11 protein-coding genes are annotated in these 12,678 nt (G+C 44.7%); 3 read left to right on the forward strand and 8 right to left on the reverse strand.

Going from position 1 to position 12,678, the window contains the following annotated elements; translation table 11 throughout:
- Positions 1 to 154 precede the first annotated feature (154 nt).
- The 5 genes from modB to ACFWMP_RS09805 all read right to left on the reverse strand — a co-directional run bounded on the left by modB (position 155) and on the right by ACFWMP_RS09805 (position 4,608).
- Positions 155 to 817: a molybdate ABC transporter permease subunit gene (gene modB, locus ACFWMP_RS09785; RefSeq protein WP_042185211.1), complete on the reverse strand. Its 663-nt coding sequence runs from the start codon at positions 815 to 817 to the stop codon at positions 155 to 157.
- Between the two features lie 35 nt (positions 818 to 852).
- Positions 853 to 1,641: a molybdate ABC transporter substrate-binding protein gene (gene modA / locus ACFWMP_RS09790; RefSeq protein WP_339245165.1), complete on the reverse strand. Its 789-nt coding sequence runs from the start codon at positions 1,639 to 1,641 to the stop codon at positions 853 to 855.
- Positions 1,642 to 1,878: 237 nt separating this feature from the next.
- Positions 1,879 to 2,844 carry a helix-turn-helix transcriptional regulator gene (locus ACFWMP_RS09795; protein ID WP_042185208.1) on the reverse strand — a complete coding sequence of 322 codons (966 nt, stop codon included), beginning with the start codon at positions 2,842 to 2,844 and terminating at the stop codon, positions 1,879 to 1,881.
- A 199-nt stretch (positions 2,845 to 3,043) separates the two neighbouring features.
- Positions 3,044 to 3,730 (reverse strand): hypothetical protein, encoded by a 687-nt coding sequence (locus ACFWMP_RS09800; protein WP_379423307.1) that lies wholly within the window; start codon positions 3,728 to 3,730, stop codon positions 3,044 to 3,046.
- Positions 3,731 to 3,921: 191 nt separating this feature from the next.
- Entirely contained in the window at positions 3,922 to 4,608 is a 687-nt protein-coding gene (locus tag ACFWMP_RS09805) for a M50 family metallopeptidase (protein ID WP_076283905.1), read from the reverse strand.
- Positions 4,609 to 4,834: 226 nt separating this feature from the next.
- Here ACFWMP_RS09805 and ACFWMP_RS09810 point away from each other — a divergent pair, with 226 nt between their 5' ends.
- Together ACFWMP_RS09810 and ACFWMP_RS09815 are read left to right on the forward strand one after the other, a co-directional pair.
- A complete protein-coding gene (locus ACFWMP_RS09810) occupies positions 4,835 to 5,302 on the forward strand; it encodes a DUF3450 domain-containing protein (protein WP_042185202.1) in 468 nt (155 codons plus the stop codon).
- A 49-nt stretch (positions 5,303 to 5,351) separates the two neighbouring features.
- Positions 5,352 to 6,056: an AIM24 family protein gene (locus ACFWMP_RS09815; RefSeq protein WP_042185200.1), complete on the forward strand. Its 705-nt coding sequence runs from the start codon at positions 5,352 to 5,354 to the stop codon at positions 6,054 to 6,056.
- Positions 6,057 to 6,136: 80 nt separating this feature from the next.
- Here the strand turns inward: ACFWMP_RS09815 and ACFWMP_RS09820 are convergent, their stop codons facing one another.
- On the reverse strand, positions 6,137 to 6,592 hold the full coding sequence (locus ACFWMP_RS09820) for a Dps family protein (RefSeq protein ID WP_042185198.1): 456 nt from the start codon (positions 6,590 to 6,592) through the stop codon (positions 6,137 to 6,139).
- Positions 6,593 to 6,777: 185 nt separating this feature from the next.
- The gene (locus tag ACFWMP_RS09825) at positions 6,778 to 8,256 is read right to left on the reverse strand and encodes a potassium/proton antiporter (RefSeq protein WP_379423311.1); all 1,479 of its coding nucleotides are present in this window, start codon (positions 8,254 to 8,256) and stop codon (positions 6,778 to 6,780) included.
- Positions 8,257 to 8,450: 194 nt separating this feature from the next.
- On the opposite strand from ACFWMP_RS09825, the gene ACFWMP_RS09830 reads away from it, so the two are divergent.
- Complete coding sequence (locus tag ACFWMP_RS09830) at positions 8,451 to 9,497, forward strand: GNAT family N-acetyltransferase (RefSeq protein ID WP_379423313.1); 1,047 nt, start codon at positions 8,451 to 8,453, stop codon at positions 9,495 to 9,497.
- 434 nt (positions 9,498 to 9,931) lie between these two features.
- Here the strand turns inward: ACFWMP_RS09830 and ACFWMP_RS09835 are convergent, their stop codons facing one another.
- Positions 9,932 to 12,637: a discoidin domain-containing protein gene (locus ACFWMP_RS09835; RefSeq protein WP_081951040.1), complete on the reverse strand. Its 2,706-nt coding sequence runs from the start codon at positions 12,635 to 12,637 to the stop codon at positions 9,932 to 9,934.
- Between the last annotated feature and the right edge of the window lie 41 nt (positions 12,638 to 12,678).

Raw genomic sequence — 12,678 nt, forward strand, 5'->3', positions numbered from 1 at the left:
ATTAAAGAGGTTTTGTTTTAACGGTGCGTTTCTAAAGAAAAAAAACCTAGTCCATCCCAGGTTACTCCTGGATGGGCTAGGTTTTTTTAAATTTATCAAGATTTCCAATCGACATTCCCACTGAGGTCAGCGGAGCGATCTCTGTCGAGCATAATTAAGTACGCCGGTTCACAAACATCAACATCACAGCAGACATAACAATAATGGAGCACACCCACATCCAAGCAAGGGTCATGTTGCCGCCATCCACCGCGACATAGATCGCTGTAGGTACAGTCTGCGTGCGGCCAGGAATATTTCCAGCTACCATGATCGTTGCGCCAAATTCTCCTAAACCGCGGGCAAAACCTAGAACATACCCAGCAGCGAGTGACCGACCTGCAAGGGGCAATGTGACATAACGCAGTACCTGCAGTTCGCTCGCTCCCTGCGCACGCGCCGCATCTTCAAGATCCGCTTCCACGCCTTCAAAGCCCGCCTTCACCGTACGGTAAACGAGAGGAAAAGCTACGACAACCGCAGCGATAACCGCAGCCCCCCATGTAAAAAGGATCGTATGCTCCGTCATTTGTTCATACCATCTGCCAATCCAGCTGCGACGACCTAAGACGACCAACAACACAAATCCGACAACTGTCGGCGGCAACACAAGTGGAAGCAGCATTACCGTCTCGACCAAGCTATAACCAGGGAACTTGCGACCTGCCATAGCCTTAGCCGCGGCCGTTGCAAGAATAAATACAATGATGCTGGTAATTACTGAAATTTTAACGGAAAGCCATACCGGGGCGAAGAAATCAGTCCAATTTATTTCCATCCTTATTCACCCCGCTTCTACTCATGATTTCTTATTTAAGGAAGCAAGAAGCCATAGCTTGCAAAAATATCACTAGCCTCTTTGCTTTGAAGATAATTGTAAAATTCTTTAGTTTCCTTTTGATTCTTTGAATCCTTCACGATACCCGCCGGATAATTAATAGCTTTGTGAACATGCGGGCCTACAGTAAGGGCGATCTTCGTCTTTTTTGAAGTCAATGCATCTGTCTTATATACAAAGCCTGCATCGACATTCCCCGTTTCGACGTAAGACAGAACCTGACGTACATCCTTCGCAAATACAAGTTTGTTTTGCAGCGTATCCCATACCTTCTTCGCAGTTAACGATTGCTGAGCATATTGGCCAGCGGGCACAGATTCAGGCTGCCCTACCGCTACCTTCTTAAAGGATTTATCCGTAAGTTGAGTGATTGTATTTAATGAAGCTTTTGAATTCGAAGGTACGACTAGAACCAACTGATTCTTAAGCAGAACCTTATGGTCAGAGATCAGTCCAGCATCCACTAACGCATTCATCTGTTTATCCCCTGCAGAGAAGAACAGATCCGCCGGAGCACCCTGCTCAATCTGCTTCTGTAATGTGCCAGATGCAGCATAATTAAAGACCAAATCAATATCGGGATGCTTCTTCTCATAGAGAAGCGCCATTTTATCTAAGCTATCCTGCAAGCTGGCTGCGGCGGATACTATAATCTCTGTCTTCTTGGCGGCTGCCTCTACCTCCAACCCTGCGCCCGCAGAAAAATTCACAACCAAAAAAATTGCTAATACACCAAAGATTCTGACTGACCATTTCTTAAACATTTCCATTCCTCCCATTTTCACATGTATATATGTAGATGCTATTCTAGCATACGTTTTTTCGATTTTCTATAGATTGAGTTGTGTTTGGATATGTTTAGTTATATATTGTTATAATTAGATAGTTAGAAATGAGTATCTTGGACTTACTCGCAAAAAAAGGATGCCACCGGCAACCATTTAAATGGTTGCTCAAGCACCCCATCTTTCGAATTGAACGAAGGTCAAATGAGCGTATCACTATTTATAGTGCGAACTCCATTTTTCCAACTGCTGCCTGATTACTTCACGGTAATAGTACGGTTCAATGATTTCTGCTTCCTCTTCGAATCTCTTAATCCAGCGGACAAATCCTATATCTTGTTCCACGGCAACCTTAAAGTGAAAACATCTAGATTGACGATCCACTTTACTTGGCTTAAAAGGCAATTCGTCCTTCTTAATTCCTTCCATTACCCGTTCCGAGAATTTCACTTTGAATTCTACCTGTAAACTATCCCTATCGAGTGACCATTTCTGCTTCATAAAGGCTTGCACATCAAACGCTTCCTTCGAAAAAAAACGATTTAATGGCTTCACATTAGAAAAATCGTTGATATGATATGTACGAATAACACCCTGACGATGACAAAATCCAATGAGATGAAAACGACTTTCCAGCGGGACCAGACAATAAGGATCAATGGTGATCCCTTTCTCTTCTAATGCATTCTCACTATAATTCGCTTGAATACTCTTTTGCTTTAATAAAGCCTCCAGGATCGGAGTAAGAAATGAGTGTTGTTCCATATGCGAACTGCTTCTTTCTGCCCACCCCACCCCTACTTCTCTTCTTGCACGTTCTATTGTCTCTTCTCTCTCCGCCTTACGTTTATATTCAGCTGCGACTACTTTTTCATACGCGCTTTCAAAATCTATGGGTAATGCTGGTTTTATATCTTCCATAATATAGCGTAATTGCGAAAATGCGTTTGCTTCTTCTTCCGACCAATCCAAGGGATAGAGTGCAAAATTCCCAATAAAAGCATAACCTTTTCCATGCCCCAGGTGGGTTATGGGAATATGCATGGCGCTAAGCGCGTCCATATCCCGGTAAATCGTTCTCTCGCTGTTGCCGCAGCGTTCCGCCAATTCGCGGGCTAATATCCCTGGCTTGGCTTGAACAAGTGTAATAATGCGCATCAGTCGGATTAATCGGTCTGTCATATTCAGTTCCCCTTGATTTATGGTTAAATAGACCCATTATTTTATGAAAAAAAGTAAAATTGTGATAGAACTTTTTTACTATGTTACCACATTTTATATTACAATTCTTCTTATAATTTTCCGCCGAATCCGCTGAAAAATCCAATTTATGTATAGGTCTTTTTTCGCTTATGTGCATCCTCGTGCAGTGAGTCCTATATTAAATTCCACCAACGGCTTTACTTCGTTGCTGATGCTCGAACCCGATCTGTTTATACAACATTTCAGCCTCTTTAAGCAGCAAAGGATCTCCAGAGCGTACTGCGAGTAGCAACATCTTATCCGCATGTCGATTGAGCATTTCGTGAGCTTCACTATACTGGCCTTTACTTCGTAGTGCCTCTGCTGCTTCAACCGTTTCAGCCGTCTTCAACAATTCCAGATGCTTCTCAACATAAAAGCAGCAAGTATCGCTCAGAATGCGCGTATGATGCGCGTACTCCAGCTCAAGTACCTTCACGGGAAGTTCACGAACACGCTCTACAGTTGGTTTTTTATACTTCCACTGTAGGGATAATGCTTCATATTTACCTGCTACAGAACTAGAAGTAGTGAACTCCAATCCTATGAATTTGCGTTGTCCTGTTTTTATTTTTCCAAGCTTAAGCAAGAGTGAATTCCCTTCTCCAGCCTCCATTTCACATCCATAACAGCGCTTAAAAGTTACATGTGGCTCAAGCCAAACTCGTAGTTCAATATCACGTGCAACCACTTTGTGGCTGCTTGGTCGGCTATTTTCTGAAGGCAAATTTCCTTTCCATTCGACAAGTAAAACAACATCCCGATTTCCACCTGCAAAAATACGATCTTGACCCCACGTAAATATAGGAGTAATACTTTCCATCATATTTTCCACCTCTTTCTTTTTTTGGGTCTTCTATTAATGTACCAATAATGGCGGACAACTCCATGTCATGGAATGTATGTTCGGTTCTATATTATCGACAAAAAAAGAGCCATTCTACATACTAAGTAGACTGACTCTCGCAAAAACAGCCCCTTTTGTCTGTTTATGACGAAAATTTTATGTTTTTAACTTTAACGACTCTGAAGTTTAGGCTGCACTCGCTCCCGCTTAAAAAATAGTCCCAGCGCCCATTTGGCGCAAAGCAGAGAAAATATAAAAAATAGGACTGCCCAAAATATGGCCGGCACCGATGTCATCCTTGCCAGGTTACTGGCATCTCCCGCACGAGATGGGGATACAACGGCCGCATATACGAGAAATAAACTTCCCATTACAGACTCTTCCAAGGTCAAAAAAGCTAATAACAAATAATAATATTTGCTGGCCTTTTTCCACACCACCAGCATTAAAACATTCAGCGCAATAAACCCGCCTAACCACATCATTCCGAAGCTTCCCCGCACGTACATTACCAGCATAATCAATGCTACTGTAGTAGCTAAAATAAGTCCCCAATCATGCCGTCCTTTACTGTAGAGATAGAAGAGTAGCAATGCGAATAAGGAAGCCAGCACATACCCGGATAGCGACACCAGTATCGCTCTGCCTCCATCTTGAATGGCTGAATAGGTGACCCCACTATGATTCGCGTATAGTTCAATCCGCAGCACACTGCCAGACAGCAGTAAAGTCACCAGCGCATGACCAAATTCATGAATCATCGTGTCCAAATTCCGAAACAAAGATGAGAATGGAATCAACCTCGTCAAAAAAGCAGATCCGACCAAAAATAACATTGTCTTAAGCCATTTATTCATTCCGCAGCAGCCCCTTTCCGTCCAAAGTATACGATAAATAGTCCCTCTTCTCAATCATGTTGAGCACAGCCAAATCGTTCTTTACAAGGAAGTGTAACCTCACTTCAAACAGGCAAATAATACTGACCCAAGAAGCCCTATTCACGTTTAGCCTACGCTGTCAGAAGCTGTCAAGCTGTGTTAAAATAAAAGAAATACAAGCCTAAATTGGGTGGTGATTATATAGATGAAACAACGTAAATACCGTAAATATCTACAGCTGTTATGTTCGCTCCTGCTTCTGCTGACCCTTTCCATATCTCTTCCGGCCCCAGTAGCACAAGCCAATATATTCAGTGATATCTATAATGGATTCAAAAGCTTCTCTGAGCTTCCAAATGAAGTCAATGAATTGAAAGAAGGATTTCAGCAGACAGCTGAAGAGCTACAACAGGCGAAGGATAAGCTTACGAATACCATGCAGGAAATGGAGGCCTACCGGACACAGAACGAAGCCCTTCAGGAGCAGAATCGCCAACTAACGCAGATGGTTGATGAGTTGCAAAATGACCGGACGGCACGCGAAGAATATTATCATAAAATCAAAGTGACTATTTTTACGGGGATTGGTCTAATTCTGGGGTATTTTATACTCATCCGTATTGTTCGTTTCAGCATGCTTCACCGTTCTAGAAAAGGAGACCGCCTGCGCTAATCTTGAACATTCAGTAAAGATCACGTCTACAGCATGAGGGAGATGAAATATGAACATCGATGTCCAAGATGAAAGCGACAGCGGGAGCGGACAAGCCGTAGCCTTCACCCTTGGGGAGAAGGAAGAGGTTCATGTGCTGCACCCACAACAAATTATCGCTTATCAAGGGCCTGCCACTGGACGGGCAGACAGATTTATGGATGTAAAGGGCATCTATCGCAAGCGAAAACTGATTCGTTCGGATATGTCTGGCCCTTGCCATTTTGTCGCCGCCCTTCCACCAGGTTATCGGGTAAAGATTCTGCAGCTTGATGGAAAGAGCGATTTATTGTACGACTTTAAACATCTCTTCTTCTACAGCAAGGGAGTTACGATGGATACACGAGTGCTAAGTATGAAGAATGTGCTCGTTACACGAGATATTGTGAAAGTGAAATTTACGGGTAACGGCATCATTGGTATATTGACTGAAGGTACGGTATGTGAAGCTGAGCTTCATCCTTACAATCCGCTCTATGTGGATGCAGGCAGCATTATTGCCTATCCTGAGAATGCGAAGCTGGAGCTTACCGTTTACGGCAACCATTTAGCTAGCCAGCATATGAGTTATCATTGGAAGATGACGGGCCACGGCCCTGTGTTGTTTCAAGCCGGACGCCAGAATCGCCGATTTGAAAGAGATAATAACGATGATGGAATTATTAAACGATTTCTGCGCGAAGCCGTGCCATTTGGTGGAGTATTTATTAAATAGAATGCTTCAAAAAAAAGAGCGCCATGCGTTAACCATACGCAGGCGCTCTTTGTGCATTCTATCCCTATAAGGATGTTGTCTTAGCCGATAAAGGCATTCAGCATCCAAGCATGTTTCTCAATGCTGCTTCTGATGCCAATCAGCAGATCCGCAGTTGGTTGATCGCTCAATTCTTCAGCAGTAGCAATTGCATCTTGCAGTTCTTTAGCAACAGTCTTAAAGTCTCTCACGAGCTCAAGTACCATACCTTTAGCATCTTCGCCGCCGCGAGCTTCTTGTAAGTCGGACAATTCAAGATATTGCTTCATTGTGGAGGCTGGTTGTCCACCAATAGAAAGCAAACGCTCAGCCAAATCATCTGCATAACCCGCAGCTTCATTGTATAGCTCTTCAAACTTCTCATGCAGTGTGAAGAATTGAGATCCGCTAACATACCAGTGATAATGATGAAGCTTTACCCCGAGCAGGAACCAGTTCGCAGTTTGGCGGTTCAAAGCAGCTTGCAGTTCAGTATGGTTCTTTAATTGTGTTGTCATTAATAAAACCTCCTATGGTTCATTTATTATAATTGTATTTAGACTCGTTCTAAATCTATATACAATTTAACACACTCTTTCGTGTTTTGCAACTATTCTGGAGATTATATGTTGTGCCGATTCTAGCACAGCTTATGTTATGAAGCCTATTATGTGTGTCACACTTTGGTAAAAGAGTCTCTTCTCTAGATTAAAGAAACATCCTCCTCCGCGGTCTTTCCTTTCCTGCTGCGGAAGAAAGCCCTCATCTCATCACGCTTACTCTTCGGACTTAGGACATACACAGTATCCCCAGGCTCAATAACAGTACTTCCATGCGGAGTGACAATCTTTTTATTGCGGATAATTGCCGTAAATAAGATATCATCTGGCAGACCTATTTCTGAAATCATCTGTCCAGCAATGGGCATATAAGGGTTAATTCCAATATGGTTAAACTCCGAGTCTGTCTTGCCAAGAGCAACCAGCTCCATCAGGGAAGGCTGATCTGAATCTTCTTGCCCCACAAGCTTCAATCGGGATGCTAGCGGGGAAATACTAGTTCCCTGAATCACCGCCGAGGTCAGTACGACAAAGAACACAACATTAAAGAATAGTCGTCCGTGAGACAGATCAGCCAGCAGCGGATAAGTCGCTAACACAATCGGAACGGCTCCACGAAGTCCGGCCCAAGAAATCAAAGTCTTCTCGCGGATCGTAAATTTGGAAAAGTGCAGGCTTATAAATACACCGATTGGTCTAGCTACAACCATCAGAATGACGGATAACAAGATACCTTGCCATGCCACTTCCGCCAGCTCCTGTGGAAATACTAACAAACCAAGCAGTATGAACATAAATATTTGCATCATCCAAGCAAAACCATGACTAAAATTCATAATGGTACGGTGATACATTAGCTCGGAATTCCCAAGCGTAAGGCCCATAACATAAACAGCCAGCAGCCCGCTGCTATGTACCCATGCTGATAAACCATAGGTCAGAACAGCAAAGCCAATCGCCATTACTGGATAAAGACCTGTGGAATCCAGGTTAATTCGATTGATACAGAAAACTGCGATCTTCCCCAGCACAAAACCAAGTACTAAGCCAATGCCCATCTCCCATATAAAAGATAACAGCAGCCCCCATATCGCCATATCCGGATGCTGTATCCATTCGATTAGCGAGACTGTCAAGAACACCGCCATTGGATCGTTACTTCCTGATTCTGCTTCTAACGTCGAGGTCAGACGTTTATCAATGTTCTTACCGCCGAGTACCGAGAAAACTGCAGCCGCATCTGTCGATCCAACGATCGCTCCAAACAGAAAGCTTTCTGGCCATGTCACATCAAGGATCAGCTTAGCGAATACCCCTACAATGGCTGTCGTCATGATTACGCCTACCGTTGATAAGGATAATGCCGGCCGAATAACAGGTTTAATATCCTTAATATTCGTCTGCATGCCACCTTCGAATAATATGACAACCAATGCGAAGATCCCGGCCATTTGCGTTAAGGAAGCATTGTTAAAAAAAACAAATTGGCTTAGCACCATCCCCGCAGCAAGAAACAGCACTAAAGCTGGCATTCCAAATTTAGTGGAGAACTTGGTGGAAAATACGCCTACAAGTAGGAGTGCTGCCAGTAATAATATAATATTATCTGCAAGTTGGGACACCGATTATTCACTTCCCTTTCTCTTCTAGCTTTAAAATATAAGAAGCTTCCTTATTTATGTACTTTATTACCCTTTTCGATATCCTTTTGAGACATTGAATAATATAAACAAGATTGGAGATTTCATTCCCCGGGCCTTATACTTTATGTAAATGCTTTCTCCCCATCGTGTGTACATATAGGAGGTTGAATGTTATGCAATTGAGATTAATTAAACCTGCGGAGCTAGACCAAGCATCTCTGCTCGCAGATTCTGTCTTTCGTGAACCGGGTGCCACTTCAATGAAAGAACTGTTTCCACTTATTTTCCGCCCTGGACTCAGTCATTCCTACGCGGCTATTGCCGATGACGGAACGGTTGCTGCTTTCATGGGGCTCGTACCCTCCACGATCAAGACTGGAGATGCTTTCCTGAATGTATTCTCCATAGGTGCTGTCTGCACCGATCCCGCTTTTCGGGGCCAAGGACTGGCGGGCCAACTTCTACAGCTATGCCAGAGTCATGCTGCCGAGGCCGAGGCATCGCTGATTTTTGTCTCGGGTGATCGTTCGTTATACACCCGAGCTGGGTGCGTACCGTTCGGAGGTACGCAATTTGCCGAGCTGAACGCAAGCTCAGCTCAGGCTCTTGCAGCCGCAGCAGGAGAAGAATGGACGCTGCGGCCAATGCAGCCGGGCGACTTCTTCGGAGTCTACCGGCTGCTCAATGAACGCGAAGCCGGACATGTATATAGTCCGGGTGAGCTGGCGCTGCTGCTGGGGACCGAGGCTTACGCGGGTGTGATGGGCTTAGCCCAGCGCACACTCGTAGCCGTTCGGGACGGCAGCATCGAGGGGTTCGCCGCGGTGGCTGTGCCCGCGGCGGCGGACGTGCCAGCGCCGAACGCGGCGACGGCGGTGGAATGGGCCGGCCAGCCGAGCGCGGTAGCGGCATTGCTGGCCAAGGCGGCCTTGTGCGGCGGCGTTGGCACGCTGCAAATGCCTGTGCCGTGGCAGGAGCGCGGCTTGCTCGCGCTTCTGCGGGACGCCGGCGCCAGCTTAAGCGGCGGCGCGAACAGCGGAACGGTCTGCATCGCAGACCGGGAAGCGCTATTGCGGCAGACCGAAGGCTGCCGCAAGGGCCTCGACTTGTCGTCCGTGCAGGACGACAAGGAGCTGATCTCGCTGCTCTTTGATCCAGCGAGATCAGAGGATTCCGATGCCATTCCTTTGCCGTATATGTCTGGACTTCGTTTCATTTAATGGATTTAAACAAGAATAAACGGAAGCCGTCCTTTTAAGGACGGCTTCCGTTTATTCGAGAAAGAGAAAGATAATATATGCCGTGGAACATATACATTCTGATCTATGAGGATATCCCAAACTCCCCCACCTTCTGCACTCAGTCTAAGAAATTGTGATGGGGCGTTGGGGAAGGAGTTTTATGGGGAAAAACTCCCTCTATTTAGGATGATTTCCTCACAATTGCCCAGTTATGCGGAATTTCTCCCTATAATACGGAGGATTTTCTAAAAAACGGCGATATCCGCTGGAATACAGGGAGAAATTCCCTATATTCCACCTATTCAACCCTAAAACACAAAATTTATAGGGAAGAATTCCCTATTCCATTGTAGATCTATCTCACAGTAATTTAGTATGCGCTATAAATGATTATATAAATTCAAATGATACCCTTATTCTCTGGAATACACCTGCAGCTCTTGAATGGACCAATAATTCCCGCCGGATCCGGTCTGTACAATTTTGATATACCTCGTCTTTACTTTAGAAAAGGATATCTTAGTAAGCTCTTTCGTACCTTTTCCAGACGTGAGTTTGTTCCAGTTTTGAGCATCGTCAGAAATATAAACTACATAGTCTCTTGGATAATCAAAAGGTGAAAGCGTGCTGTCCAAATCTATTCTTTCAATTTCATGTGCTTCACCCAGATCAATCTGAAAATACTCTCCGGAGGCCTGATGTTTCCCCGTATCCCAGCGCGTGCGCCGATCCCCATCGATAGCCAGACTAGGAGCTGATGCTGCCGTATTCACATTTGAGGATACCTTCCATTTAGTACGATCCAGAGGAACCAATCCGGTGGCTGTAATCTGAACTTTATCGGACAGTAAATTAGAGCCGGATACCCTTACCGCGTAGGTATATAACGTCCCTTCACGTAAATTATGATCCGTATATTCTGTAAGCTTCACATCGGTGGCTACCACCTTCATTTCCCCGCCGCTACCTTCAGCGCGAAGCAGCTCATAGCTTGCTCCCGGTGCCTCCAACCAATTTAATTTTACAGCTAAACCTTTTGTTGCTGCGGCTTTGAATCCTTTAGGTGCCGACGGCTTTACTTCAGTGGAAGGCTGCAAAATATACTGCACAGCCTCTCCCGGAGCAAGTGTCTCCGTAAAGGTTAACGTGGGAGTAGCCTTTTTACCTGTTACATAACTTCTTGCTTTTTCATACGTATCCCCGTTTCCAAAACGCTCCCCTTCATACACCCCGTTTTTCGGCATAGTCACATTTACACTCACGGTCTGTGGAGTAGACTCAAAGTTAACGAAATTAACCAGTACCTTATTTGAAGTCGCCCCGCTTCCAGCAAGAGGCTTCAATGTAGAAGTATCCACGGCCCGAACATATACCAGCTTGTCGGCTAACACATCTTTGTTGGCAATTTGATAAGTTAGCGGGGCTCCATGTGTAGCATAGGCAAGACTGAGCCTTCTCATGATGCTGACACGTGAATCCTCATTTTCTTTTGTATAATAAATTTCTGTGGTCGCCGGATCATGCTCTTCTAAATTAAACCCGTATTTGAATAAACTGAAATCCTTAAAAAAAGCAGCATGCTGCACAAACATATCCGCATAACCAATATGCGCACGCATGATCCGGTCGAATACAGCCGCTGTCCGCTCCGTTGCCCCGTATTGATAGGCATCCACATGACTGTCCGAGGTACCAAATTCAGTGGTCAGCATTTTTTTGCCAAGTCCATTGTCTGCGCCAGTGAAGGTCTTCAAATTCTCAGTAAAGCTTCCTCCATTACTAAAAATATAAGAGTCACCGTAGGAGTGTCCATTGGTCAAATCCGTAACCTTCTCCAGCTCCATACGTTGCTCTGGATCACGTTCCCAGCCATCCGGATCTCCACATTCCTTCCCGGTTCCCTTCTGATTACCACAGGAATCTTCACTGTAGCTCGGCCAATACGCCCAGCCCGGAGCAACAGTTTGTAAATGGGGCGCGATTTGCTTCCCCTTTTTATTCAACCAGTCCGCAATCGCCAGGTTCACTGCCTTAGAACGATTAAATAACCCTGGCTCATTATCTACCTCATAATATTGAAAATAAGGGCTATATTGTTCAAAATAATCTGTCAGCTTTTTCTCCGCATCAGCAGGCAACGATCCATCTGCCTTAAGCTTAATATCACCAGTATGCAAATACAGAGCAACCGCCTGCATGTTGTAATCCTTCAATACCTTGTAATATTCCAGCATATCTGAGCAGGATCTCCCGACATCACTGGCACAACTGGTACGCATCACATTGCCGCTATAAGCCATCCCTAGCCATTTGATAACATAAGGCAAGTGCGTAACCGCACCTTCATCAAAGTAAAACTGCTTATTATTCACTACTGTTCCGGTCAGTGTATAGCTGCCATGAATAGGCTCGGAAATTGGAGCGTTAAGAGATTCTAAACGGAGATTATCCCAAGTCCACCAGGAATATTCGTCTTCTTTGTCACTGCAATATAAACAGCGAACCGTTTGCAGCTTCAATTCGTTCGTTCCCAGCTTCAATTGCTCCTTGGGAATGTATAATTCATAGGATTTTTGAAAGCTATATTCACTTTCTGTGCCCGATACGCCCGCAATTTGAATGATCCCTGACAATTGACGATTGGAAAACACACTCATTTGCGGCACGGATTTATAAGCATCCAGAATTCCTACGCTAAATAAGACCCCATTCTCCGGGATCTTATTTAGCTGATAGGTGATCGTTAATTCCGGCTGGGTCTTTCCATTCAAGCCTGCAGGCAAGCTCTGAAGAGCCGATGATTTGAGCGCTGAAGAAGGAACATTAAATATCTTCTTACTGCCAGAAGTGCCACTCGCAGCGAACTCAGCTGCTGAGCCATCATGTTGTCCCAGATTCCAGATCACAGTACCATCCGGTATTTCTGCTGCAACATCACTTCCTGTAGCTAATCTTGGTATATTGGCACCTACCTTATAATCGTTCGTCTTATTCGTTCCGAAAACAGAGACAGACAACAGAAACAAGACGGTTAATGCGGTGAATTTCAGTAATAACAGTAATGGTTTGTTTGCAGTTATCCTATTTTTTCTATTAGATATTCTCCTCGTTATTCCCATCCATAGGTCCTCTCTTTCTTCCGGAATGTCTAACCCTATCA

The organism is Paenibacillus sp. NPDC058367 (genome assembly GCF_042723305.1).
Classification (GTDB): Bacteria; Bacillota; Bacilli; order Paenibacillales; family Paenibacillaceae; genus Paenibacillus_AQ.

Coding starts and splice junctions, on each gene's coding strand:
- ACFWMP_RS09820 (WP_042185198.1), bottom strand. CDS start 6,592: ATGACAACACAATTAAAGAACCATACTGAACTGCAAGCTGCTTTGAAC.
- ACFWMP_RS09800 (WP_379423307.1), bottom strand. CDS start 3,730: ATGATGGAAAGTATTACTCCTATATTTACGTGGGGTCAAGATCGTATT.
- ACFWMP_RS09805 (WP_076283905.1), bottom strand. CDS start 4,608: ATGAATAAATGGCTTAAGACAATGTTATTTTTGGTCGGATCTGCTTTT.
- ACFWMP_RS09835 (WP_081951040.1), bottom strand. CDS start 12,637: ATGGGAATAACGAGGAGAATATCTAATAGAAAAAATAGGATAACTGCA.
- ACFWMP_RS09830 (WP_379423313.1), top strand. CDS start 8,451: ATGCAATTGAGATTAATTAAACCTGCGGAGCTAGACCAAGCATCTCTG.
- ACFWMP_RS09815 (WP_042185200.1), top strand. CDS start 5,352: ATGAACATCGATGTCCAAGATGAAAGCGACAGCGGGAGCGGACAAGCC.
- modB (WP_042185211.1), bottom strand. CDS start 817: ATGGAAATAAATTGGACTGATTTCTTCGCCCCGGTATGGCTTTCCGTT.
- modA (WP_339245165.1), bottom strand. CDS start 1,641: ATGTTTAAGAAATGGTCAGTCAGAATCTTTGGTGTATTAGCAATTTTT.
- ACFWMP_RS09810 (WP_042185202.1), top strand. CDS start 4,835: ATGAAACAACGTAAATACCGTAAATATCTACAGCTGTTATGTTCGCTC.
- ACFWMP_RS09795 (WP_042185208.1), bottom strand. CDS start 2,844: ATGACAGACCGATTAATCCGACTGATGCGCATTATTACACTTGTTCAA.